The sequence below is a fragment of the Sediminibacterium soli genome, assembly GCF_009939225.1.
GTDB lineage: Bacteria > Bacteroidota > Bacteroidia > Chitinophagales > Chitinophagaceae > Sediminibacterium > Sediminibacterium soli.
Window position 1 is genome coordinate 318537 of sequence record NZ_JAACJR010000008.1, and the last position, 26132, is coordinate 344668.

The following is a 26132-nucleotide window of genomic DNA, read 5'->3' on the forward strand; positions in this document are numbered from 1 at the left end:
GTTTATTTCTTTTTAGATAGACTATCTCTAGTCGTTTTAACCCAATTTTTTATAAGCATTTTCTCGTCTTTTGAAAGTTTTGCGTCTGCGTGAATTAATGTATAAGAAGGTAAAGGCATTGTTCCATCCTCTATGCTGTTTGCAATAGACTTTAACTTACTATCCTGCCTCCGTTTTGAATACTCTCCAAACAGGTCAAAGTTCAGCTCTGATTTTCCTTTTTTGATGTGCGAGGCAAGCCACCAACCCGCAGGCTGTATTTCTGCATACCAGGGATAATGGGTGTTGTTGCTATGGCAATCATAACAGGATGCCTTCAAAACAGCTTTTACATTCTCTGGCACTGCATAAACTTTGCCGATCTGATCAGTTGAAGCCTGCCCGTTTTCGTTACGGGCAGGCCTTATAAACTGGATTAGAATAAAAACCAGCAGCAGCGCTAAGAGGGTGATTTTTATCCGGCTCATTACAATCAGTTTAATTCTTCTTTAACAGTCCCACAAGTGGACATGGCTTTGCCTAAATAGGGGTTTTGTATCTCCTTTGTCTGGCTCAGCCAATCAGCCCCCTTATTCTTGTTATACATGGGGCAGTGCGTATAATAAAGCTTTCGACCAGCACCTACGCTTTTTACCAGTTCATACATTTCCTCGCTCAGCGTTTCAAAATGTTCTCTTTGATGTTCGATGTTGCCTGCATTGGCACCGATATGCTCCGCATGTTCTTTTGCATCCTCTTCTATGTCGTTATAGACTTTGGCCTGCTCAGGTGTTAAAGATGCTTTATCAAAATTGTTGAATGCCTTCACCATTTCATTTCCGGCAGTGGCGGCATCCTTGTCATTATCTTTTGTCAAGGCGTCTTTAAGTTGGAGGTAATTATTTACCAATTCTCCGGCAGGATTAACCGTGGCAGCAGGTGCTTCCTGGTTGTTGGCTGCTGATGAAGGTTCTTCTGACGACTGGTTCTTAGTCGTGCCATTGTTGCACGCTGCAAAAAACAAAGTGGACAGCGCTATACTAAAGATTAATATTTTCATTTTATTTGCGAATTATTTAAATATATAATAAAGAATATGTTATATGCATGGCCTACCGGCAACACTTTTTTACAAAAAGAGATTTAAAAATCTTTTTGACGATTGCAATGATTTTTCCCATGATTGTAAATTAAAACATCAGGAATTTAATAGACTGATAAAAGCCAGACCTTACTTTAACGTTTCAACCACTTTGCCGCAGGTTAGCATAGCACTTCCAAAATAGGGGTTTTTAATGGCCGTACTGTTGCTCAGCCAGCTCGCCTTTTTCATCGGACAATAGGCTTTGTAAACCGGACCGTCGCTGAGCTTTGTTGTTTTTGCCAATGCGAATAGGTGATCCGAGAAATTAGTAAAATATTCGCGTTGCTTTGCAATGTCTTTTGATTTTGAAATATTTGAAGGATCATTTACCAAAGCGGTTCGGCTTGCTTCAGGAAGGAATGAAGCGTCCATAGCATTAGCCGTGGTAACAAATTCAGCAGCTTTTGCAGACGCATTTCCGGCATTGCCTTTTATCAAGGCATCTTTGACTGCGTAATATTGGGTAAGTAATTCAGAAGGCTGCGTTTTACTCGCATTGTTTTGGGCAAAGCTATTTTGACCCAATGCAGTTGCTATCAAAGCAACTACGAAAAGTATCTTTTTCATTTTAATTGATTTTAATGTTTAATGCAATATTTATAGGCATGACGATACAATCACCATGCAACAGGCAAAAAACATTAAATCAAATCTGGAAACTCTGAATAGCTACCCTTATATCGGGTATGGGAGGATGATGACTTCGGACGAAGAATTTGTTGTCGGGAGTATGTAGATCCGAAGGGACAACATTAAACTGATAAAAGGTGGAAGTTAACGCGGCAACGAATACCTGATGGATAACAATATCAAGCGACTTAGGCGTTAATTTATCAACCTTTGATAGCTTGGCAACCTCATCTTTACAACAGTTATTTTTTTCATCGTGCGATGAATGGTGTGCATCAGATACTTCTTTATGCTCATGATGCGGTTTAGCATGTTGATGCGAAACCGATTGAACAGCGGAAGTTTCTTCCTGGTGGTGTGAACTGTTAAAGCCCATATCCATACCCACAGAGCAGGCAAACCCTACTACTGTATTCAAAGAGAATACAATTAACAGGAAAACTGCTTTTATCTGTATGAGGCGGATTCTTTTCATCAACTACACAAATATAGTTATTCTTTTATAAAATGATCTCAATCAACAACAAAGATAACATAGCCCGCTTTATGGATATTATACAATTATGTGAAATAGTTACATAATTCCTGCCTAGTGAATTCAGGCAGGAATTATCGAGTTATGCGGCAGTAGCCATTTCTTCGCAGGCAGCCGCACATTTCCGGCAGGCTTCAGCACATTCCCTGCAATGTTCCATACCCATTTGAGCATGTTTTTCACACTCTGCGGCGCAGGCATTACAAACGTCTGTGCAAACACGGCAAAGGTGATGGCTGTATTCACTGCCCAAGCTCATAACTTCTGCTGCAGAGCGACATATTGCCGCACATTCAAGATCAAGTTGAATGCATTTCGATAACATTTTTACGTCTTCTTCTTTAAGACATTCCGTGGCGCAGTGGCTACAGGTTACTGCACATGCTACACAGGCATCGATGCAATCTTTGAATTGTTGATGTGACATAATGTTACTTTTTTAGTTAGATAATGAATTGTTATTATTATTTTCCGTCTGATAAAATCCATTGCTGCAAATCTTTGATCTCCTGATCCTGAGCTTCAATGATATTCCTTGCCATTGTTTTCATGGCATCCTCGTGACCATAGATTAATTCCAGCCTTGCATTTTCGATGGCGCTTTGATGGTGCTGTATCATCAGCATGGCAAAATCGTGATCTGTGTCTCCATTGATGATCTGGAGGTCAGTAACTTTTCCTGACCTTTCCATATTGGCCATTTGCTGCATACTGAATTCAGGGACATTCCCATGTGGTGAATGGGCATTTAAAAAAGTGGTTAGCTGTTCGATTTCCGCTGCTTGAGCGTCAATAATCATCTGCGCCATTTCTTTCATTTGTGCATCATCGCCACTTTTCAGTTCGGCATTGGACATCTCTATAGCTCCCTGGTGGTGCATGCGCATCATCATTGCAAAATCATTGTCCGCGTCATTTGTTTTTTGCATGCCCATCATGGTATCCATCATACTGTGCATAATGGACATCATCTGGTTATCATCATGTTTTTGAATTTTGATGGTATCATCATCTTTACTGCAAGACGCAATTGAAATGGTAAAGAGAAAAATCGCTAAAACTTTTAATACATTTTTCATAATTGTAATATTGTTTATTGTTAATGTTTACACGTTAGATTTCATCAGTGATTGATATATTCTTAATGAAACTTTTCCGGAGCATGATCACCATACGTCATTGGTACTAAATCCAATTCTTCAACACCGTTTTTTCATCTATTCATAACGTGTGTACAGTGCCAGTCGTGAAAACTCGACCTTACTTGCTAACCCGCAGTAAACATGTGCCAGCACAGTAGCTCATAAAGCCGATGAATGATATGATGATTATTTTTTGTCTCGTAAAAGACAATACAATTTTGTGTTGTGAGAGCTACAACATTAGGTGGGTATCATATAAGAAGGGAGCGAAATTTGATAGATATATCTTTACCTGAAATTCCAGGTGGCCCATGTGTTTCAGGCCAAGAATCAACTAATGAAATGATAGCACTATAGGATGGATATTGATAATGATATGGAAAGATAGATGCCGGCGGATGAGGAATTTTTATATGGAAATTAATTTTAATATTCTCGCTTACGACATAGTTTCCGTGTTGATTGCAACAGGAGCAGTTTTTGTCGCCATTGCAATCTCCTTTTTCTTTATGTGATTCTTTTTCCCCGTTTTCGTGTGATTTATCCGAGTGTTTACGAGCAATTTCCTTTTTATTGAGTATAAAGTCTCCTGTGCAATGGACAATACAGACAAATGTACCCGTTGCAATTAGCAGGTATAATGTTGCAAAACTCCCTGTGGCAAAAGCTCTCAGTGACATCTCGACTTTTTATTGGACTACAATTCCCCTTGACATTTGTTCATATTTTTATTCTCCAATAATTATGCCCCTATTACCCTGTAAGCGAATGATTTTCATAGAATGAGTAAACTTTGAATGGAGGAGCGATAGAAAGCTAAAAGTACTTAGTTCTACATGTATAAACATTTTACAATAGCATCCCTGAAATAACTGTCAAAAAGTTACCTTTGTTCAAAATATTCTTGAAGCGTTTTAGCTTTAAGTCCTGCACTGAAACTTAGGAACTTTCAAATGGCAATGGGACATAAGTGAGAACGCTCATGCTACGGCGTGGGCGCACTTATCGTTGCCGGGTTTCCTAAGACCTCAGTGCGGTGAGTTGTTGCCTGCGCTCTTTTTTTGTGCAGGCGGCGAGTCAAAAAGGAACCTACTAAAAGCAACATAGTATGACCTCAGCCAACCACTACCCGGATTTTAAGTATACCGCCGGACAATTAGCAAAGTTTCTTGCTGCAAGTGACTTTTTCACCATTATGCTCAAAGATGGTCACATTATTCATTTTACCCCCAAAGACGTAGCTGCTTTCCACAAGTGGTTAGAACAAAATAACATACCGAGCATCCGGACGCAGGAAGGATGGGTGATCACGAAGAAGCCTTGAAAAAGTACTTTCCCCCCTTCGTGCTGCTACCTCTCTTCTTTTAAAATTCGACCCCAAAATATTAAATCCGAACTTCCTTATTTAATGAAATTCAAGATTGCTTCCATTATAGATAACCGCACGATGTTGCTTATTCTGACTGCTGTGCAGTGATCTTTGGCGGTGTCATTTTATTGACAGGGTATTGGGCGAAAAAAGCCGATATGTACCTAATGCCTGATGGTTTTAAGGGAACTGCTACCGTAATCTTTAATGACCCTGACGGTATGCCGGAAAAACGGGATGGGAAGAGAAGAGTTTTTGAAATTCCCGCATCTGGAACTTTATATACGCAAAGCACTTACAAAAGTAAATGGAATACCTATTATTATGTGCAGCCAGACGGCAGGTTGCGTCAATTGACGTGTGGTGACGCACGCACCGGGGAGTTCCGATTTCTTATAACGCTATTGATATTATGTGGATAGACGAAATAGACGTTGTTCAACGTGACACTGATAATAAGAAATTAATGGTCGCTACTATTATAGCAAAACAAAGGAATTGAATTTTATGCCAACTATGGTTAATTAGCTTTTTTCGATTTACCTCCTGAATCTGGCAGCTTAGTAGTTCCATAGAACTCATCTAATAATTCGCTTGGTTTTACGCCTATTGCTAACGCAATAAGGTAAAGTTCTTCTGCTCTTAAGTGACTACGCTCGTTTAACGTTAGCTCATTCATTCGAGCTTTCGTTAATCCCGTTTTCCTGGCTACCTCAGCTTTGTTTACAGACTTCTGCGCTAAATACAATCCGAGTTTTGTCATTGATTATTCGCCTTTTCTATACTTATGTGAGCGTTAAAGATATAAAAGGGCCGAAAAAACATACTAATATTTGGAAATATGGAATGTTTATCCTTACTTTAAATAGGATTTTCTATACTATTGTTCGCTTTAATTGACCTAGGTAAATACTGATTAACAGATAATTGCACTTAGTCTTATTCAAATTAATCATCATGAGAAAAACTTCAGCTAAAAAATCTGCACCTAAAAAACCAAAACCAGAACTAATGTGGCAAACTGGTAAGTATGACCGCCATGCTCAATTTAGTTACTTCTTGCCCTATCAGTTTCTTCTGTTATGTAAACTACTAGATGTAACACCGGAGGATGTTGTACGTGACTTTACAGACAACTTATCATGTGGTAGTTGGAAAAGAGAAGGAAGAGATAAAATAAAAGAACATCTCATTAATTATTTTATAGAACATGGCTACGGACAACATCATTATAGCGAAGATGATATACGCGAAATCTTTAAGGAAATGGACGCTTTGGGATTGTTATTTCCGAAGGAGGGAAAAAGCAAGTTAGTTGACAAGTATGCAAATTGGCGTGACAAACATTACAAATACTGGTTCAAAAAATGGTTTAGGAAACCCAGGAGAAAACTTCAAAAATGACATCCCAATTCTTATTGCACACGTCAAATTGATGTAATCGAATAAAGACAATTTACACTTACATTAAAATACCAAATAACCGATGAAGCCTTTTACAATCTATCATCTCTTTCACAACTTGTTCTTGTCCGTCCAGCAGTCTTTGGTTAATGTTATTGTTAGGGAAGCAAACCCTGATCTTATATACTTATTGGGTGCTTCCATCAGCAGACGTAGAACCGAAAGCATTTTTCAACAATCTGCGCCGACATCCCATCATATTTCCAGTTGTTTCCTACTCATCCTAATGCAAGATCTCGGAAACAAAGAGACGCACGATTGGCAAGATAAGTTAGAAAATAACTGCAAAACGTTGTTGCCTGTTACCATTATTGTCCTGCAACAATCATCTTTTGAAGAATGGTTAACCAATGGCCACCCTTTTGCCGCAAATGTTCAGGAGATAGCACCAATTATTTACAAATCGGAACAATTCTGTCTTCCGGATCGCATTTCTACAAACAACGAAGAACAACTTAAATCACTCGAAATGTTCCATCTTGAAGGGTTGAGAAAATCAAAGGAGTTCCTTGCCGGATCAGAGTTATTCAGGATCAGAAAGCAACATGCTATGGCAGCATTTATGTTGCATCAATCTGTTGAACAATCATTACGGACAATTCTGAAAATTGGAACTGGCTATCATTCCAATACCCACAGTATTGATAGATTAATACGCTATACAGGTTTGGTTTCATATCAATTGCCTGACGTGTTTCCTCAGCAGACTGAGGCTGATAAGCGTCTGTTTTCTCTTTTGCAAAAGGCTTACATAGACCCACGATACAAAGAAGGCTACCAAATAGGAAATGATGAGCTATTGCAATTAACTGCAAAAGCTCAACAAATAATCATGATAACATCAGAGGTTGGAAAGCAAATTTTATCGTCAATACGATGACCATAACATAGCTACCTCTGTATTCACTCATCACTTTAGCATACAATATTCACATGAAAAAGAGGCTGGCTATCAAATAACTAGCCTCTTTTAAATCATTTAGAGCTTCCTAAATTTTTCAGTTTCTCGCTAAGCTCTGTAAGACCTGATTTGCTAAGATAATCATCAGCAATTCCGTGCAATTCCTGCAACGCTTCCTGCGGAATGCTTTCCAGTAAGGCAGACGATTTATCATCGTCTTTTGCCATCAGCCCACGTTTGAGGACACTGTGCAATAACAATACATTTTTGCGGGAAATCCTCATGTCAATCTTCACTGTTTCACTCATGCCAGGGATACTGAGAATAGTATCATACACTTTGGCTACATCACTTGTTGTTAGCATAATCACACGGTTTTAATTTAAACAATACTCACTGCACAAAAGTAAATGACAAAGGTTTTTGCATCCTCATCAAAATATGATGAGGATAGGTTAATGCGATAACGCCTGTTTAACTTCGCATAGAAGAACTGAATGTGTGTTTGAAAATGTGTGATTATGAATTTCAGGAATAAAAGGCTTTCCGTTAGTGAAGCCAAAGAAATAGACATTGTTCATTTCCTTGCTGACTTAGGTTATGAACCATCAAAAATCAGGAACAACGATTATTGGTATTTTTCACCACTTCGGGATGAAAAAACGCCTTCCTTCAAAGTTAATCGAAAGCTGAACCGCTGGTATGATCATGGCCTCGGTAAAGGTGGTAACCTGGTTGATTTCGCTATCCTTTATCACGGCTGCACCGTTTCTGAATTTCTACAGAATTTAAGCGGTAATCTTTCCCTTCAAAAGCCCCCACTTCAGCAGTCTATTACCAGATCTGAACCTGAGAACCAAATAAAGATTTTGGGAGACTTCATACTTTCCTCGACCGCCCTTCTACGCTACTTGCAGCAACGCCGCATACCCGTTGATATAGCTGACCGCTATTGCCGTGAGGTTCGTTACGAACTCAATGGAAAAGTCTATTATGGTATCGGCTTCAAAAATGACCTGGGAGGCTTTGAAATACGCAATCCTTACTTCAAAGCCAGCAGCTCGCCCAAAGGCATCACCACCATTGATAACAGTGCCGGTGAGGTTATCGTTTTTGAGGGCTTCACTGACTTCCTTTCCTTCAAGGCTACCCACCAACAAGAACCCGAAGACCGCTTTGATTTTGTAGTGCTGAACTCTGTATCCTTCTTTGAAACTGCACGCCCTTTTTTGGAAAAACATGATACCATCAGGCTTTATCTGGACCGAGATACTACCGGACAAAATTGCAGCCGGTATGCACTTTCCCTGAGCAGTAAATACAAGGACGAAAGCAGCCTGTATCAAAACCACAAAGACTTCAACGACTGGATAGTGAATTTCGGTAAGCCGCAACGGAAACATCAAAAACAGAAGTTGAAATAAGTAATAACAGAACTATAAGAGCCGCTTTAGCTTCATTAAAGTGCTTTAGCCTATTATATGTTTTAGAGCCTTATGAATGTCTGAAAGAGGTTCTAAAAGCTGAAAGATTGCAACTTTCCCGCAATCGGCCAGATGAACGGTTGTTAAACAACCGGATCTGGCTGCCCATCACTCGGAACTCGTGGGCAGGGCGTCTAAAAGGTGAAAATGAGTTTGAAAACGTGAAAATGATTAGTGATGAAAGAACAAAATTCAAACAGGACCCGCATTGTCGGGCTGCGTCTGACACCCGATGAGTATGCTAAAATTGAAAAGAAGTGGAAGGCTTCTACCTGTCGTAAGCTAAGCGATTATGTACGTCGAAGCCTATTCGATAAACCCGTTGTAACGACCTACCGCAACAGCTCACAGGATGACTTAATGGCAGAACTTACCCGACTTCGCAGCGAGCTAAATGCAGTAGGAAACAACTTCAATCAGGCCGTTAAAAAGCTCCATACACTCAGCCAGATCGCTGAATTTAAAAGCTGGTTGATAGCCTATGAAGTGGAGAAAAAGATTCTTAGCAATAAGGTAGATGAGGTTAGGATAAACGTAAAAAAAATACTGGAAATATGGTTGCAGTGATCAAGCCCGGCCACTCTATGCACCGTATTTTCAACTACAATGAAAACAAAGTTAAAGAGGGTGTAGCAGAGTGCATCGGAGCAGAAAATTTTCCGCTGAATGCAGATGAAATGAGCCTGAAAATTAAGCTGGGCTATCTGCTGAAAAGGATAGAACTGAGAGAGAATGTTAAACGAAACAGCGTACATATTTCCCTCAATTTTGACCCTTCGGAAACACATCTGGGCAAGGAGAAGTTGATGGAGATTGCCAATGTCTATATGCAAAAATTAGGCTTTGGCGAACAGCCCTATCTTGTTTATCAGCACCATGACGCAGGGCACCCTCATATCCATATAGTCACTACTAATATCCAGTCTAACGGCAATCGTATTGATCTGCATCACCTCGGCATTCGCAAGTCAGAACCCGCAAGAAAAGAGATTGAAAAAATGTTTGGGCTTGTAGTGGCCGATGCCCATGCAAGAAGGGAGGCATTCCGGTTAAAACCTATTGACGTAAAGAAGGTGCAATACGGGCGTACAGAAACAAAAAGAGCTATCACCAATGTGCTCGATGCGGTGCTATACAAATATAATTACACAAGTTTGCCGGAGCTGAATGCAGTATTGAAACAGTACAATGTACTGGCAGATCGTGGCAGCGAACAGTCAAAGATTTTTCAGGGTGGCGGATTGGTTTACCGCATATTGGACGAGGATGGAAAGCCGGTAGGCGTACCGATAAAAGCCAGTGACTTTTACGATAAGCCCACACTGAAATTTCTGGAAGAAAAATATACCCTGAATGATACCAAACGACAGCCTTTTAAAAGCCGTGTAAAAAATGAGATAGACAAGTTGTTTGTTGGTAAAACGCCAACGCTGGACGAACTGGTAAAGCAACTTGAAAGAAGGGGCATCCACGTTGCCCTACGTCAAAATGATGCCAGATTGATATACGGTATAACCTACGTGGATCACCAAACCAAAAGTGTCTTCAACGGAAGTGCATTAGGCAAGCAATACAGTGCTAAAGCCATACAAGAGAGATGTGATTTCAAAGAAACCGTGAAACCTGGCTTGCTACCACCGCCAGTTCAAAAAAACGGAAGTACCTCCCTGCCGGCACAAGCTGCCAAGCCTGACATTACCCCTACTCTCCAGGACACTAATAGTAATACGGTCCCGGTTACAATAGCCGGTGGCGACCTGCTGGATTCCCTTTTACAACCCGAACAGGCGGCTGATTATATACCCGGACAACTAAAGAAAAAGGGCAGAAAAAAGAGAAAGAGAAAAAACATTTCCAATAACCAATAAAACTTAAAACAATGGCTGCACAGACAGGTGAAAATGAACAGGCGCTGAGGAAAATTCTGGACATGACCAGGTTGATCAGTATCGTTATTTTAGTAATCCACTTTTATTATTATTGCTATGCTGCATTCCAGGAATGGGAGTTGAGCAGCACTTTCAGCGACCGTATTTTAGGCAACATTTACCGAACAGGTATATTCAGCTACTTCGTTAAAAGTAAGCTGATTGCTTTAGGCTTCCTGGCGATTTCACTGCTCGGAGCAAAAGGCCGTAAGGATGAGAAACTGAATTATAAAACAGCTTTTGCCTATCTCATAACTGGGCTGTTGCTCTATTTTGCCAGCTATCTTTCCATGATGCTTCAATTGCCTGCACAGGAGAAGACAATTGTTTATATAAGCATTACCGCAATAGGTTTTTTACTGATACTTTCTGGAGGTACATTGCTTTCCCGGATCATTAAAAGCAAGTTCAACAACAAGGATATTTTTAACAAGGAAAACGAGACGTTTCCGCAGGAAGAACGTTTACTGGAAAATGAATTTTCCATCAACCTGCCGGCACGCTACCGCCTTAAAAACAAGGTTCGCAATAGCTGGATAAATATCATTAACCCTTTCAGGGCGATAATGGTATTAGGTACTCCCGGTGCAGGTAAATCCTATTTCGTAATCAGGCACGTCATTACCCAACATATCCGTAAGGGGTTTACCATGTTTGTGTACGACTTTAAGTTCGATGATCTTTCAAGGATTGCCTACAATTCCTGGTTGAAAAACAAGCACAGGTACGCCAAGCCTCCGCGATTTTTTGTGATCAATTTTGACGACTTAACAAGAAGCCATCGGTGCAATCCTTTGGAGCCATCAGCCATGACCGATATTACTGATGCTGCGGAATCAGCCCGCACCATTTTAATGGGATTAAATAGAGAGTGGATAAAGCGTCAGGGCGATTTTTTCGTGGAATCGCCAATTAATTTCCTGACGGCTGTGATATGGTATCTGAAGAAATATAAGGACGGAGAATTTTGCACGTTGCCACACGTCATAGAATTGATGCAGGCAGATTATGACAGCCTTTTTACATTGTTCAGAACCGAAGCTGCCAAAGAATGTGAGGTATTGATCAATCCGTTTTTGAATGCCTACCTGAATGATGTGATGGAGCAATTAGAAGGACAGATAGCATCTGCTAAAGTGGCTATGGCAAGGCTTTCCTCACCGCAATTGTATTATGTTTTATCGGGCAATGACTTCAATCTCGATGTGAATAATCCTGATGACCCGAAAGTGGTTTGCATGGGTAATAATCCGCAAAAGATACAGATCTATGGAGCGGTTCTTTCTCTTTATGTAACCCGTCTTGTAAAGCAGGTCAATAAGAAAGGAAAATTGAAAAGCAGTTTGGTTTTTGACGAGTTCCCAACTATCTATTTGAACAACATGGATAGCCTTATAGCCACAGCAAGGAGCAACAAGGTTTCTACTTGCTTAGGTATTCAGGATTTCAGCCAGCTTCGTAAAGATTACGGCAGGGAGCAGGCAGATGTAATTATGAATATCACGGGCAACATTGTAGCCGGGCAAGTTACAGGTGATACAGCCAAGCAACTTTCCGAACGCTTCGGGAAAATCATGCAGGATAGAGAAAGTTATTCTATCAATAGCGGTGATACCTCTATTAGCCGCTCAAAGCAACTGGAAACCGCTATACCGCCATCAAAAATATCTGCACTGAGTTCCGGTGAATTTGTGGGAATGGTCGCTGACGATCCCGATAATAAGATAGAGCTGAAAGCCTTCCATTGTGAGATTATCAATGACCATGAGGCGCTGAAAAAAGAGGAAGAAAATTATAAAGAAATAGAGGTTATCCGTAAGCTGGACAGTAACATGGTACAGCGTAATTACTTCCAAATTAAGCAGGACGTACAGGACATTATTCAGTCGGAAATGGAGAGAATGTTAAATAATCCAGGACTTGCACATCTGGTTGTAAAAAAGACATGATCATATGCCCTGAAAATATCTCAATTAATGAGATGTTTTTTGGATAAAAAGGCTATTTTTATCGATAGTTATTAATGTAATAATGAATCGTATAAAAGAAGTACTGGAAGAAAAGGGTATAAAACAGACCTGGTTAGCTGAGAAACTTTGTAAGAGTTATAACATGGTGAACTCCTACGTGCAGAATCGCAGACAGCCGAGCCTCGAATTACTCAATATCATTGCAGAAATACTGAATGTTGACGTTAAAGATTTAATTGTATCGAACAAAAAATAATCATATAAATGAGAATGCAATTTAGAATGGAAAGCACACTAGATACCCAGAAAAAACAGAAAGATTGTTACTAAGATGAGTGAAGAAATTGCTAAATATAAAAAGCCTGAAAGTTGGGCGCTAGTTTCTCTGGAAGAAATCACTTTACCTATTGTAAGGGTTAATAGGGAGTATCAGCCCGCCCAAGAATATTTTAAATATATTGATATTGAAACTGTAGATAATGTTAATTATAAACTAAAGGAAGCCAAGGTATATACATGGGGTAATGCACCTTCGAGAGCACAACAAGTTGTAAAAACAGATGATATCTTATTTGCTACAATTCGTCCCTATTTGAAAAATATTGCTACAATTCCACAAGAATCCAACGGAGCTATCGCTTCATCAGGATTTTGTATTATAAGACCATTCTTGGTAAATCCGAGATATATCTTTCACTACATCCTTAATCAGTCCTTTATAGATTCAGTTAATAAGTTTGCAAAGGGAACAAGTTACCCAGCAGTAACTAGCAAAATTATATTAGAACAGAAAATTCCTTTGCCACCCCTTGAACAGCAATACCGGATTGTGTCCAGAATAGAGGAATTATTTAGCGAATTAGATAATGGCGTCACAACCTTAAAAAAAGCATATAAGCAGTTAGAAGTGTATAAGCAAGCATCTTTTAAAAATGCATTCGAAGGTAAGTTTACACAATCCTGGAGAAAAGAAAATAAGTCTCAATATCAAATATACAAATGGATCAAGAAGAAAAAGGAAGAAGAATATGCAAGTAAAATTGAAAGTTGGGACAAAAAATTAAAGGCGTATATCAAAGGAGGTAAAAAGGGGAAAAAACCAATCAAACCACCGATTATAAAATCAGTTGAGCCATTTTCAGAATCACAATTGGTGTCATTTCCAAAATTACCGCAATCCCAATGGAAGTGGATAAAATTGAACGAAATCACTCTGGGTGTTGAATATGGATCATCGGCTAAATCCGTAAAAACAGGAAAGGTGCCAGTCTTGAGGATGGGTAATATTCAGAACGGTATTTTTGATTGGGGTGACCTAGTTTTTACAAATAGTACCAGCGAAATAGCGAAATATCAATTGCATAAAGAAGATGTTCTATTTAATAGAACAAATAGCCCCGAGTTAGTTGGTAAATCTGCTGTTTACAATGGAGAACAAAATGCAATTTTTGCAGGGTACTTAATTCGCATCAATCATATTAAAACGATAATTAGAGCGAAGTATATAAACTATTATTTAAACAGCCCATTTGCAAAGAAATATGGCAATAGCATTAAAACAAATGGTGTCAATCAATCTAATATTAATGGCGAGAAGCTCATTAATTATCCTATTCCTATTTGCACTTTAGAGGAGCAAGATTTAATTACCCAAGAACTTGACTCAAGGATTACTCTAGTCGATAACCTGGAAAAAGCCATAAATAGGGGATTGCAAAAGATTGAAATATTTAAATCTTCAATACTAAGAAAAGCATTCGAAGGGGATCTTGTAGAGAATGATTCAAGCGATGAACCGGTAAGCGTTTTATTACAGAAGATTCGAACAGAAAAAAAACAATACTTGCAAGATAAAAAGGAGGAAAATAAATTGAAACCAAAAAATATCAAAAGGCAAAGAAAAAGCGATCTGTCTGTTCTTGAAATATTAGCGAGTACGGAGGGAGCTATTCTGGCGAAAGATCTTTGGCAGCAATCAAAGCACAAAGACAATATCGAAGAATTCTACGAAGAACTAAAAGAGATACTCTCAAAAATAAAGGAAGTAAAAACAGATACCGAATCACTTTTATCTTTAAAGAAATGAGAATTGACAAAGTACATATAAAAAGTAAATTTAAGAACCTTGAAGATTTCAAGATTGACATTGATGAAAAATCAATGGAAACTGTATTGATAGGATTAAATGCTACTGGCAAATCCAATTTCATGGAGGCATTAGTGGTGATTTTTAGAGATTTGGATTTAGAAAGGCCTCCCCAATTACCAAAATCGAAAGAACCTTTAGAGTACTATATTAAATACGAATGCAGAAATAAAGATATTGAAGTTGAGTTTTCAACTAAGAGCGGATATACTTTCGTTATTGACGGAGAGAAGTTAAAAAATAAATCTTCTTTTTTTTCAAAAAAGGAAGAATACCTTCCTAAACATGTATTTATATATTATTCAGGAATAAGCGATAGGGTTAAAGACCTCTATTCAGATCATGAAAAAGCTTATTACAATGATATTAAAAAGGATAACGCTACCTATGAGGAGTTTGATAGTATAAGACGCATTTTCCTGGTACAGAATATTCACGCAAGTTTTGCATTGATTGCATTCTTTATGAAATTTGACGATGCCTCAAATGAACAGGAGACGCTCCAATTTTTAAAGGAAGAATTGAAAATAAGTGATTTTGGTTCAGCCTTATTTGTTATTAAAAAGCCCACTTGGGCAAGACCTAAAAAGAACGTGAACCAACTTTGGGGAGCACAAGGATTAGTAGAGAGGTTTATTAATGATCTAATCAGATTTGCGGTAGCCCCTATTTATGTTGAAGAAAGGATACAGACAAATTACAAGAAATCAGAAACTCAAAATCATCTTTATCTCTATTTAAACAATAAACAAGTGCTACAAGATATTGTAGATATAAAATATAAAAATAAAATTCAATTGTTTAATGCCTTAGAAAGTATTCACTTATCTGATCTTTTATATGATGTCAAAATTAAAGTTGAAAAAGAGGATGTAAAAGGCGGGCTTTCTATGAATGAGCTTAGTGAAGGGGAAAAGCAGTTGCTTACAGTACTCGGTCTTTTAAAATTTACAAAAGATGATGAAACACTCATACTTCTGGATGAACCTGACACCCATTTAAATCCTTTGTGGAAATGGAAGTATTTGGACTATTTGGATAAGATTGTAAAAAGGCCAGAAACTACTCAAATAATATTTTGCTCTCATGATCCGCTAGTAATTGGGAACCTGAAAAAAAACCAGGTTCAGATATTTAAACGGAATAAAGAGAATGGAAAAACGGAAGCATTTAACCCTTTTATCAGTCCTAGGGAAATGAGTGTTTCTAAAATACTGACAAGTGAATTGTTTGGCATTCCTTCACTGATGAGCAAAAAACTTGAGGACTTGCTGAATGAAAAAAGGCATCTTCAAGCCAAATTAGTGCATGGAGATTTGAGTAATGACGAGCAAAAAGTATTTGAAAGATTAAAGAACTATTTTGACCGAATTGGATTTAACGATGATACCGTGGACTCCCGTTACAATCGTTATTTACAGTTAACTAGTGAAAAAGACGCGTTTGTAAATAGAAACTATTCAAAAGAAGAAGAAGAGGAGTTAGACAAAATTGCAAAAGAAGTATTAGAAGAAATGCTAAAAGAAGAGTCACAAAAATGAGATTTATTGATATAAATAAATTGCAGGAAACTTCCGATAATATTGGATGGGCAGCCAAGCGGCAAGCTCATCTAGATGCAATGCGCAATATGACTCCTAAACAAAGGAAGACCTACATAAATAATAATCCAGACTGGAATGAATTTCAACCGGCAATGATGGCACTATCCAACAACAAATGCTGGTATTCTGAAGGGCCAATTGGTAATAATGACTTTAATGTAGATCACTTTCGTCCAAAAAACAGGGCCGTTTACTCAACCGATTTAAAGAACCCTAAATCTAAACTAGTAGTTACGAAAGCAAATGGATACTGGTGGAAGGCATATGATTGGGATAACTTCAGATTAACTGGAAATTTATCAAACATTAGAAGAACTGATAGACTTAACCCAAAAAATGGCGTAAAGGGTAAGGGCAACTACTTTCCTTTAGACTTGACAAATGGCGGTCGAATTGCTAATGATGAAGAAAACGTGTCTTGCGAAATTCCAATATTATTAGACCCAACGCAGCAAGGCGAAGTTGGGCTTTTAACGTTTGATGGAAATGGTGAGGTAATGAGTGCGGGAGAGAATGCATACGAAGATTTACGAGTGATGCATTCTATATTCTACTATCACCTTGACCTTGAACAACTGAATAGGGAAAGGAAAATTGCATGGGATGATTGTGAGAAAGAAATAAAGAATGGAAAAAAGACTATAGACGAAGCCCCAAATGAGGCTGCAAAACGGCTTATGTTAAACCATTGCTTTTCTAGATTAAAAGAATACGTTGGTAACCCAGACAGGTCTTACTTGGCCGTTTCTAAAGCCTGTATAATGGTTCATTCAGAACTGAATGGGTATAACTGGTTAAAACGGTTCGTTAGATCAAGTTTAATTTAAAAGCTATATGACAACAAATACATTAATTGCGAAAATTTGGTCGTTCTGTGATACGCTTAGGGACGATGGCCTCGGATATGGTGACTACTTAGAACAACTAACTTATTTGTTATTTCTTAAAATGGCTGATGAGAATATCAACGAGTATAACTTGCCTTTGAATTGTAACTGGAAAACATTAAAAGCAAAGGAAAAAGGCGAGCTAATCGGCACTTATGAAGTGATATTAAAAAAACTATCTTCTGCAGGTGGGATGCTTGAAAAAATATTTTCCGGAGCGCAAAATAAAATACACGATTCAGCTAAACTTAAGAAGCTTATTAAACTTATTGACGAAGAAAACTGGACTTCAAAGGAAACTGATATAAAAGGTGAAATCTATGAATCCCTTTTGCAAAAGAATGCAGAAAATAGCGGAGCTGGGCAATATTTTACTCCTCGTCCAGTGATATCCGCAATGATAAAATGCATTCAACCTAAAATTGGCGAAACCATATCAGACCCATCCTGCGGCACCGGCGGTTTTTTTCTTGGGGCTTTGGATTTTTTGGCCAGCAAAAAGCTCAATAACAAGCAAAAACAATTTTTAAAATTCGATACATTTCATGGTTGGGAAATTGAAAGTTCGACAGCTAGGTTATGTTTAATGAACTTATTTCTTCATGGAATTGGCGATTTAAAAGACACACCAGACATTGAAGTAACTGACAGCTTAAAAGTTTTACCTCAAAAAAAAGTAGATATAGTATTGGCAAATCCCCCTTTTGGAAAAAGCAGCAGCGACATTCCTACTATAGATGAAAAGCAGGCAAGCAAAGAAGGGTATTTTCTCAGGAAAGATTTCTGGGTAACCACTAGTAACAAGCAGTTAGCTTTTTTACAGCACATTGTTTCGATGCTGAAAGAAAATGGCAGAGCAGCAATTGTATTGCCAGATAATGTACTATTCGAGGGTGGTGCCGGAGAAACTATTAGAATGAAACTTTTAGAGGAAGTTAATTTGCATACAATCTTGAGGTTACCTACGGGTATCTTTTATGCTCAAGGAGTCAAAGCCAACGTATTATTCTTCGAGAAACCCCAAAAAACTAATAAACCCGCAACCAAAGAGATTTGGTTTTATGACTATCGTACAAATATTCGTCATACACCCAAGAAAAATCCCCTGCGTGCGGAAGATCTACAAGAATTTATTAATTGTTACAATGCAGAAGATATAACTAGTAGAAGAGAAACATGGACCTCAAAAAATGATATTGGACGCTGGAAAAAATATTCCTACAAAGCACTTCAAGCTAGAGACAAAATCAATCTTGATATAACATGGCTTAAAGACGATAGCGTAATAGACATTGACAATTTACCAAATCCTGATACTTTAATCGATGAGATTATAGAGGATATTGAAAGCTCTCTATTAAGCTTCAGAACTATTAAAGAAAGTTTGACATAAATGTTGAGTGACTATGATAAAATAAGAGCCTTTGAGTATGATGTTTTGGATAAACATCATCAGACTTATTTATTTTGTCAATTTTCTGAAGATATAGTAATTCCGTATTTGTTACAAACGTATGGCGATACCGAGCGACACAGAGACAATTTAGTTCGCAACGGTCACAATGAAACCAATTTATCCTTCTATTTGAACAACATGCTGCATGGAATAGGGCATTGCATCAGATGGATGATTAATAAAGATAATCTGGAAAGTAAAGACGCTTCTGGAAATACTTATCAGCAAATACATGAGATGGCCGCAGACTTTCTTGGGTGGGGAACCGGGTACCACATGATTGCGCAAGAGTTTGTTACCTGGTCTCGTAATATAAAAGAGGCTTCCCTTAATGAAGAAACAAGAACAATTACTTTCCTAAATCCCACAGGTTTCAGTTACAACAAGATTTATAGCAACCAGTTGTTGTATGCCGCTCGAATGGCCGCGGTATTCGAAAGCTATCCACATGAAGAAATGGAGATTGAATTTAATGAATGGGTAAAAGAAATTGATTTTGGACAACCACCGATAGCTAATCATATTAGGTGGCAAAGAGGACGAACTTCAAAGTCATACCCGTTCTTGTATCTGAAAATGAAAGACATATTGTTTCCTGAACTTGATGAAACGACAGACTTTCAAGGTTATAATCTCAAAGAACTTCGCCAATTTTACGCACTTGTTTTCCTAAGTTTTCACTTTATAAAATGGGTTGAAACGGTATTGGATTCGAAAGCAGGAGAAGACAAATTATCTTTTGGATCAAATCCACTTGAATTTGAGCAAAAGCAGTTCGAAAAACTCATTTCCGAAATAACAGGGCTTGAAGTAAACATATCGTGTGCAATTATTGCTGACTTAACTTTTAATCCGGGAAGCTTCCATACAAGTGTTTCTATCCAACCTTTTATTCGGTCAGCCTCTGGGAAGTATTATATCTTACCGAACCTTTTTGCCCTGCTGGAGCCTTCAAGGATGATTCTAGGTGCCATAAATAAAGGGGGAAAGAAAAAAAAGTATGATGCTCTAATTAATATAATTGAAAAGGTCAACCTTAACTCAATCTATAAATCAGCAAATGGAATTAAAGGTTGTATTTGCTATATAGAAAAGCTTATAAAAATAAATGGTAACCAGATTCACCCGGACTTAATTCTAATTGACTCAGCAAACAAATTTTTATTGATTGCCGATTATAAGCATTTTATTGGACCAGTTACAGCTTCAGAAGTTGTTTATAAAATGAAAGAACTTGAAAAAGGACTTAATCAAGTGCAAAATTATATTGAGCATCTTACCAAGTTGCCTAATATTGGTCAGGTCAACATTCAAGAGTTTTCAATTTCCGGTTTGATTATTACCCATAAACCTCTTCCCGTTCCTATCCCAAAATCAAATAAGATCCCGATTATCGATCTGGAATCCTTTACAGAATGTGTTAAAAATGCAGTTCAAAAAGGCAGGAGTGTCAATGATGTTTCTCAGGAAATAAATGAAAACTTTTTTGCAGGGCCTGTCCTCAAATTCGAAGATTTTGAATCAGAAATACCTGTTGGCGACTGGATAGTAAAACGAATGGATCATAAAATAAATTAACATCGTTCAAGCCGTTTAAAAATAATCTAACACCATAAGTTAGCGCAAAAGCAAAAGTAAAGTGGATAATAATAGCATCTTTGACCGCACACACGAAGTGCAAAAAGCAAAAGAAGAATCCGAAAGATCCGATTTAAAACAACATGCTGATAAGATGCTTCGGGACTTTGAAAAGTTCAATGACTTTTCATCTAATCGGGCCATCTGGGAGCTTGTACAAAACGCGTGCGACCTGACGACTGACTGTCGCGCTATAATAGATTACAGAGATGAAAAATTTTCCTTTATACATAATGGCCGGCCATTTAATTCTAACTCGCTGATATCACTCATCAAGCAAGTATCCGGTGACAAGGATGAAAATAGTGAAATACCACCAGTAGGAAAATACGGAACAGGCTTTTTAACCACGCATTCGCTAGGTAGAAAATTCATCATCAATTCTACTTTACAATCCTCATCAGGCCATTTTATTGAGGTAAAAGACTTCCTTATAGATCGCAGTCCCAGAAAATGGGAAGAATTGAGTGATCAAATCAGAATACAAAAAGATAAGGTATTTGACATAATTGATAAAACAGGCAAGATCGTTGATAACCCGGAACAGATTACGGCATTTACATACCTACCAGAAACCGATCAGGAAAAGAAGTATGTTGCTGAGTCCTTCAGAGATCTTGAAGAATATATTCCTATTGTACTAACTATAAATAGCAGGCTAAAATATGTGAAGATCATTTCACCGGTTGGTCTTGAAACGGAGTTTACTTTGTCAAGTAAGAAGGAGATTCCAAATGAGGTAGGAATAAAACTGTATAAGACATCAATCAAAAAAGACAAAGAGGATCGAGTAATTTATTCAGTGGTCGATCCGATAAACGAAATTGAGATAATCCTACCAGTAAACAAGGATTTATTTTTGTTTGAATTTCCAAAACGGATTGCCAAGTTATTTCTTTATTATCCGTTAATTGGCACCGAAGATTTCGGAATCAATTTCATTATTAATTGCAATCACTTCCTGCCCACAGAGCCGAGAGATGGTATACATATAAACAGTAACAAAGACCAAGTCAAAGACCAGGAAGAAGCAAATAAGGAACTTATAGAGAAAGCTTCTACTTTACTGTTCCAGTTTTTAAATAGCAATATATTACCTGTAAAGAACCCACTATTATACGCAAACATTAACTTTAAAAGAAATTCGGATAATTTATTGCTCAACCAGTACTTTATTAGCTTGCAAGAAAAGTGGGTAGAAAACTTCAAAAACCTTGAGATAGTCGAAACAAAAATGGGGTATAAAAAAGTCACTGACGTAACTTTTCTTAACCCTGTTTTATTAGAAAATGATGATTACTTTGATAGCATATATACTCTCTTTGACAAATTCTACATAGATGTACCTTCTCAGCAAACAATCAAATATTGGAGTTACTTCGTAAGCAAATGGGAATATGCTGAAGCCAATTTTATCAGCAACGAAGACCTCGCTAAGAAAATACAGGAATGTTCTCTAGCCGACTTTGATAAGGATTTACTCAAAAAGTACTATACATACCTATTGGAAAAAAAACATAGCAATCTTTTTACAGACTTTAAATTGCTGCCAAATATTGAAGAGAACTTCCAATACCTAAATGTATTGAAGATGCCGCAGGGTTTAGATAATACATTGATAAAAATAGGTAAAGGCGTAATATCTGATTCCGTTGCGCAATTAGTTAACAAAGATTTTTCCTTCGACTTTAAATTTGATCCATATACACGGAAAGACTTTTCGAATAGTGTTAATACCAAACTGAACGCCGAATTTACAGATAGCCATATTTGCCTGCCGGAAGTATTTGATCAGAACGATTATATAACATTGGGAAAATCCAACTTTACTAAGCTTGACCCAGTATTATTTTTAGAGGTACTAGATTTCTGCAAATTGCACAATAATGCCAACTCGCAAAGTAAACCTTCAAAACTTATGGGGTTAATCAGCGAGTACTACAATATTAATAAAGAGCTTATCCAAGTCGACCCCGTAGGCAATAAAGAAGATGACCTTGATGTAAGGCAAGCTCAGAAAAGACTCGTAAAAGTATTTTTCAATACACTATTGATGCATACCGAACAGTGGGTTGAGAGAAATATTGGTTTGCTATATGATATTGCAATTTACAATGAAGACAGATATAAAGACGTGTACTTAGGATCAAAAATATACCCAAACCAAGTCCACAAGCTTACCTATTTGTCCGATCTTAAAAAAGGAATAGCCCTTGATAATAAGATTTCCGATTTATACAATAGAACATCCAATAAAATTATTGAAGCGTCAATTGCTCCTGTCAACTTCAATGAGTTACTCATAGATAACGAAGAGGTTACGAATAAAAGCCTGGCAACTGCAATTGAAGAAGTTTTCTTTGAAACAGATATACACGATATTAATGAGCATCCTTTTAAGGAAGACATTCTCAATATTATATCAAAGCTGAACACCTCTTTTTATAAGGAACTTTTTCCTCGCCTCGACGGTAGAAAAGCTAATTTGATGTTAGAGATAGTTACCAACGAAAATACCAAAGATGATATATTTTCAATTGTCACACTGAAAGAAGAACAATTAAAGAAATTAGGAAAAATAGTTCAGTTGCCCAATTTCGATGAGATATTGTCTCAAGCGGAGAATGCCGTCAGATTGGAAAAAGAGAAAAAATCAGACTTTGCTCACAAGCACAAAATTGGAACTTACATCGAAAATAAAATACGTGAGAAATTAAATGAAGCGATAGCGTCTAAAATTCTTGTTGACAAGGATCGTAGTTTGGACGCAGAAGACGTTCAGGCAGGTCAAGATATTATTATATACTATGAGGAGATTCCTTTGTATTATATCGAAGTTAAATCAAGATGGGATTCCAGAAATTCCGTATCAATGAGTAAACTGCAATTAGAAAAGGCTTCCGAAAACTCTGAAAAATATTCGCTTATCTCTGTTGACGTTACCAAATATCAAGGTAATAGTAACCGATACGAGCTTCCTTTAGAAGAGATTATCCCGTTAATAAAAGTTGTGAATAATATTGGGCAAAATATACAACCCCTAATTACTAACAATCTTGCCGCTGAGCGTGATCAATCTTCTACGGTAAAGCTTGTTGACTATAGGGGGGTTATTAACCAAGATTTTATTAATACGGGCAGTTACTTTGATTCTTTTCTAAACGGGCTAATAGATTACATTAATTCAAGCCTGGCGTTTAATAATGATTAGCAGAAAATATTCTTATTTCAAGCCGGAGTTAACCTTCGGCTTTTTTTGTGCATGCCCCTTCGGGTCGGGTCATTCCAGGGTACGCTTCGCTCCCGTCACTCTTTCATCGTGACCGGCTCGTTCCTCACCGCCTTACATCCCCCTCATGCTTCATTGAATAAGCTACCATCAAGTCTGCATTGGCTGAAATAGCAACCAGCCTGCTTGGCATTTTCCAATCGAAACGGATAAAAAGGCAGCTAAGATAGTTTCGCCTTCGTTGCTACGAGCGCATAATGCTGCGCTGCGCTTGCACCCTTCGGGACTTATAGCTCTTCGCACCTGCGGCTACACTCTGTCGCTGCTTTCTTTTTTTCCGTTTTTTCTTTTGGAAAAATGCTTTTAGGGCAGGCGGGTGAAAAAGGAAGTAAACAAAATGGTTTAACAATTAAAATTAAAAATCATGAACATCATTGGCAGATTAACGAAGGATGCACAAATCAGCACCTTGCCGAGCGACAAACAGGTAGTGAACTTTTCTGTAGCAGTCAACGAAAGCTACCGCAACAAACAAGGCGAACGGGTGGAACACACCGAGTATTTCAACTGTGCTTACTGGCTTTCAACAAACGTGGCGAAGGTACTTATCAAAGGGACATTGGTAGAACTCAATGGCAGGGTGAGTGCAAGAGCATGGATTGGTGGAGATGGTGAGCCACATGCAGCACTCAATTTCCATACGTCAAAAATCAAATTGTATGGAGGTGGTAAACGGTCTGAAACCGTAACAGGTGGTAACAGAAACAACTCCGCAGTACCTGCTAACAATGGCACAGACGATTTGCCTTTCTAATCATTCATTTTCATTTATCAACTTTTAAAAATTACAATCATGGCACATAATCTTAATTATAATGAACGTACAGGCAAATACAGTTTCTTTAGCGTACAGCAGAAAGCATGGCACAATTTGGGACAGATAGTAGAGCAATATCCTACCAGTGCCGAAGCTATCAAATACGCAGGGCTTGATTTCGAGGTTGTTAAATCACCCTTATACACCCGTGGCACAGGGATAAGCATCAGCAATGACGGTGAAATAAAAGAAGGTGGCAACATCTTACTGCCCGACAATTTCGCAACCATGCGTACCGATACCAATACTGTATTTGGCGTAGTGGGAAAGGATTACCAGATAATACAGAATGCAGATGCCTTTGCCTTTTTCGATGCTATTGTAGGTGGCGATGATGGCATACTGTACGAAACCGCAGGGGCATTAGGTAACGGGGAACGCATATTTATAACAGCTAAACTCCCTGACTATATCCGTGTAGGTAACGGCGATGATGTTACAGAAAAATACATCTTCCTGACCACTTCGCATGATGGCACGGGAAGCATTACCGCAGCGTTTACACCTGTGCGTATCGTTTGTCAAAACACCCTCAATGCTGCATTAGGCAGTATGTCCAACGTGGTACGCATTCGCCATACATCAGGTGCAAAGCAGCGTTTGGAAAACGCTCATAAAGTAATGGGACTGGCTAATCAGCTAAGTGTTCAACTGGAGGGAATATTTAACCAATGGTCAAAAGTGCATATCTGTGATGAAGAAGTAAAGAAACTTATCCAACTGGCACTTTGTCCCAACAAGGAAACATTGGACGCACTAAAAAAAGGTGCAGACGATGAACTGTCAACCTTGTTTAAAAATACGGTGGAAGATGCCTTTGCCTATGCAATGATGGCAGATACACAACAGATGAATACAACCAAAGGAACCGTATTCGGGGCATACAATGCAGTAACAGGCTACTATCAGAATGTACGCAATTACAAGGATGATGAAAGCAAACTGCAATCCATTGTAATGGGTGGCACGGCACAGGGTAAAGCACAGCGAGCATTTGAATTGTGCAGCCAGTTTGCAAAGGATGGTGCAGATGTGCTTGCATTACTAAAGTAACAGGACAGGCAGCAATGCCTGTCCTTATTATCCACTTACAAATCAGGTATATGAAACCGTTAAATAATTTAATAAACGTAGAGAAAGCAAAGTTGCTGCATGAGCTATTTCCGCAGGAAATGCCCGCTTTATTGGAGTACACTAACAATATGTGTCTTACTATTCAGGAGGACGAACAGTTAATACGCAGCCAATGGGAAAACGGCTTGCTGACCATTGAAGCATGGTTATCCTTTGTTGAAGAAGTCAGGAATAAGATAAGCAGGTATGGGAAACGACTGCATACGCAAAGCCCCTTATTTGCCGACCAACTTTTTGATGGCTATGTCGCATTGTATATGGTGCATTGTATGACCTTATACACCACTATAAGGAAGCACAGCAATCCTAAGTTCACATTAGCCATTGATCTATTATTTAACCCATAAAAATACAAGGTTATGGAAGCATTGATAAAACTATTAGAAGCTATGCCATATCCGACTATGATTTTTGTCGGTTTAGCAATCAGGTTGTTCGTTGGTATGCGACAATTCAATCGCAGGGGCTTAGGTGGGTTACAGCATTTCAATAACTATTTCGTGGGATTAATCACACTTGCAATAGAATGGGTATTGAAATGGGCAGCATTAGCCCTGATGCTGTTTGGGCTGTGGGGATGGCTGTTTCGATAAAACATTATTGAAACAAAACTAT

At 38.2% G+C, this 26132-nt stretch carries 27 protein-coding genes; 19 read left to right on the plus strand and 8 right to left on the minus strand.

The genetic code is table 11. The annotated features are described in order from the left end of the window. Window positions 1–2: 2 nt before the first annotated feature. The 6 genes from GWC94_RS08590 to GWC94_RS08620 all read right to left on the minus strand — a co-directional run bounded on the left by GWC94_RS08590 (window position 3) and on the right by GWC94_RS08620 (window position 4110). The gene (locus tag GWC94_RS08590; RefSeq protein WP_161834630.1) at window positions 3–467 is read right to left on the minus strand and encodes a heme-binding domain-containing protein; all 465 of its coding nucleotides are present in this window, start codon (window positions 465–467) and stop codon (window positions 3–5) included. A gap of 5 nt (window positions 468–472) precedes the next feature. Beyond that, window positions 473–1039 (minus strand): DUF3347 domain-containing protein, encoded by a 567-nt coding sequence (locus GWC94_RS08595; RefSeq protein ID WP_161834631.1) that lies wholly within the window; start codon window positions 1037–1039, stop codon window positions 473–475. A gap of 171 nt (window positions 1040–1210) precedes the next feature. After that, on the minus strand, window positions 1211–1690 hold the full coding sequence (locus tag GWC94_RS08600; protein ID WP_161834632.1) for a DUF3347 domain-containing protein: 480 nt from the start codon (window positions 1688–1690) through the stop codon (window positions 1211–1213). 79 nt (window positions 1691–1769) lie between these two features. Next, entirely contained in the window at window positions 1770–2228 is a 459-nt protein-coding gene (locus tag GWC94_RS08605; protein WP_161834633.1) for an HYC_CC_PP family protein, read from the minus strand. Between the two features lie 524 nt (window positions 2229–2752). Further along, window positions 2753–3367: a DUF305 domain-containing protein gene (locus tag GWC94_RS08615; protein ID WP_161834635.1), complete on the minus strand. Its 615-nt coding sequence runs from the start codon at window positions 3365–3367 to the stop codon at window positions 2753–2755. A gap of 314 nt (window positions 3368–3681) precedes the next feature. Beyond that, window positions 3682–4110: a hypothetical protein gene (locus tag GWC94_RS08620; RefSeq protein ID WP_161834636.1), complete on the minus strand. Its 429-nt coding sequence runs from the start codon at window positions 4108–4110 to the stop codon at window positions 3682–3684. Between the two features lie 428 nt (window positions 4111–4538). Between GWC94_RS08620 and GWC94_RS08625 the strand changes: the two genes are divergently transcribed. Next, window positions 4539–4754 (plus strand): hypothetical protein, encoded by a 216-nt coding sequence (locus GWC94_RS08625; protein WP_161834637.1) that lies wholly within the window; start codon window positions 4539–4541, stop codon window positions 4752–4754. Window positions 4755–4957: 203 nt separating this feature from the next. Continuing rightward, window positions 4958–5221, plus strand: a complete 264-nt coding sequence (locus GWC94_RS17105; protein ID WP_394367112.1) for a DUF6843 domain-containing protein — start codon at window positions 4958–4960, stop codon at window positions 5219–5221. A gap of 98 nt (window positions 5222–5319) precedes the next feature. Here the strand turns inward: GWC94_RS17105 and GWC94_RS08630 are convergent, their stop codons facing one another. Further along, window positions 5320–5562, minus strand: coding sequence for a helix-turn-helix domain-containing protein (locus GWC94_RS08630; RefSeq protein WP_161834638.1), 243 nt, complete (start codon window positions 5560–5562; stop codon window positions 5320–5322). 194 nt (window positions 5563–5756) lie between these two features. On the opposite strand from GWC94_RS08630, the gene GWC94_RS08635 reads away from it, so the two are divergent. Together GWC94_RS08635 and GWC94_RS08640 are read left to right on the plus strand one after the other, a co-directional pair. After that, on the plus strand, window positions 5757–6203 hold the full coding sequence (locus GWC94_RS08635; protein ID WP_161834639.1) for a hypothetical protein: 447 nt from the start codon (window positions 5757–5759) through the stop codon (window positions 6201–6203). 286 nt (window positions 6204–6489) lie between these two features. Continuing rightward, entirely contained in the window at window positions 6490–7143 is a 654-nt protein-coding gene (locus GWC94_RS08640; RefSeq protein ID WP_161834640.1) for a HEPN domain-containing protein, read from the plus strand. Window positions 7144–7238: 95 nt separating this feature from the next. Here the strand turns inward: GWC94_RS08640 and GWC94_RS08645 are convergent, their stop codons facing one another. Next, window positions 7239–7529: a hypothetical protein gene (locus GWC94_RS08645; protein WP_161834641.1), complete on the minus strand. Its 291-nt coding sequence runs from the start codon at window positions 7527–7529 to the stop codon at window positions 7239–7241. A 156-nt stretch (window positions 7530–7685) separates the two neighbouring features. Here GWC94_RS08645 and GWC94_RS08650 point away from each other — a divergent pair, with 156 nt between their 5' ends. The 15 genes from GWC94_RS08650 to GWC94_RS08720 all read left to right on the plus strand — a co-directional run bounded on the left by GWC94_RS08650 (window position 7686) and on the right by GWC94_RS08720 (window position 26110). Further along, entirely contained in the window at window positions 7686–8588 is a 903-nt protein-coding gene (locus tag GWC94_RS08650; protein ID WP_161834642.1) for a toprim domain-containing protein, read from the plus strand. A gap of 237 nt (window positions 8589–8825) precedes the next feature. Beyond that, entirely contained in the window at window positions 8826–9215 is a 390-nt protein-coding gene (locus tag GWC94_RS08655) for a plasmid mobilization protein (RefSeq protein WP_161834643.1), read from the plus strand. Beyond that, window positions 9203–10516 (plus strand): relaxase/mobilization nuclease domain-containing protein, encoded by a 1314-nt coding sequence (locus GWC94_RS08660; protein ID WP_161834644.1) that lies wholly within the window; start codon window positions 9203–9205, stop codon window positions 10514–10516. The genes GWC94_RS08655 and GWC94_RS08660 overlap by 13 nt, the downstream gene beginning before the upstream one ends. An 11-nt stretch (window positions 10517–10527) precedes the next feature. Further along, the gene (mobC, locus tag GWC94_RS08665; protein ID WP_161834645.1) at window positions 10528–12525 is read left to right on the plus strand and encodes a conjugal transfer protein MobC; all 1998 of its coding nucleotides are present in this window, start codon (window positions 10528–10530) and stop codon (window positions 12523–12525) included. An 82-nt stretch (window positions 12526–12607) separates the two neighbouring features. Further along, window positions 12608–12802, plus strand: coding sequence for a helix-turn-helix domain-containing protein (locus GWC94_RS08670; RefSeq protein WP_202628675.1), 195 nt, complete (start codon window positions 12608–12610; stop codon window positions 12800–12802). A gap of 75 nt (window positions 12803–12877) precedes the next feature. Then, complete coding sequence (locus GWC94_RS08675) at window positions 12878–14632, plus strand: restriction endonuclease subunit S (protein WP_161834646.1); 1755 nt, start codon at window positions 12878–12880, stop codon at window positions 14630–14632. Continuing rightward, window positions 14629–16233, plus strand: a complete 1605-nt coding sequence (locus tag GWC94_RS08680; protein ID WP_161834647.1) for an AAA family ATPase — start codon at window positions 14629–14631, stop codon at window positions 16231–16233. Before GWC94_RS08675 ends, GWC94_RS08680 begins: the two co-directional genes overlap by 4 nt. Next, a complete protein-coding gene (locus tag GWC94_RS08685) occupies window positions 16230–17123 on the plus strand; it encodes a hypothetical protein (RefSeq protein ID WP_161834648.1) in 894 nt (297 codons plus the stop codon). The genes GWC94_RS08680 and GWC94_RS08685 overlap by 4 nt, the downstream gene beginning before the upstream one ends. Before the next feature lie 7 nt (window positions 17124–17130). Next, window positions 17131–18576: a class I SAM-dependent DNA methyltransferase gene (locus tag GWC94_RS08690; RefSeq protein WP_161834649.1), complete on the plus strand. Its 1446-nt coding sequence runs from the start codon at window positions 17131–17133 to the stop codon at window positions 18574–18576. Then, the gene (locus GWC94_RS08695; RefSeq protein ID WP_161834650.1) at window positions 18577–20217 is read left to right on the plus strand and encodes a hypothetical protein; all 1641 of its coding nucleotides are present in this window, start codon (window positions 18577–18579) and stop codon (window positions 20215–20217) included. A gap of 61 nt (window positions 20218–20278) precedes the next feature. After that, window positions 20279–23488, plus strand: a complete 3210-nt coding sequence (locus tag GWC94_RS17005) for a sacsin N-terminal ATP-binding-like domain-containing protein (protein ID WP_161834651.1) — start codon at window positions 20279–20281, stop codon at window positions 23486–23488. Window positions 23489–23930: 442 nt separating this feature from the next. Next, window positions 23931–24320: a single-stranded DNA-binding protein gene (locus GWC94_RS08705; protein ID WP_161834652.1), complete on the plus strand. Its 390-nt coding sequence runs from the start codon at window positions 23931–23933 to the stop codon at window positions 24318–24320. Between the two features lie 39 nt (window positions 24321–24359). Then, on the plus strand, window positions 24360–25436 hold the full coding sequence (locus GWC94_RS08710) for a DUF932 domain-containing protein (RefSeq protein WP_161834653.1): 1077 nt from the start codon (window positions 24360–24362) through the stop codon (window positions 25434–25436). A 50-nt stretch (window positions 25437–25486) separates the two neighbouring features. Further along, window positions 25487–25864 carry a hypothetical protein gene (locus GWC94_RS08715; RefSeq protein ID WP_161834654.1) on the plus strand — a complete coding sequence of 126 codons (378 nt, stop codon included), beginning with the start codon at window positions 25487–25489 and terminating at the stop codon, window positions 25862–25864. 12 nt (window positions 25865–25876) lie between these two features. After that, window positions 25877–26110: a hypothetical protein gene (locus GWC94_RS08720; protein WP_161834655.1), complete on the plus strand. Its 234-nt coding sequence runs from the start codon at window positions 25877–25879 to the stop codon at window positions 26108–26110. The last annotated feature ends 22 nt before the right edge of the window (window positions 26111–26132 follow it).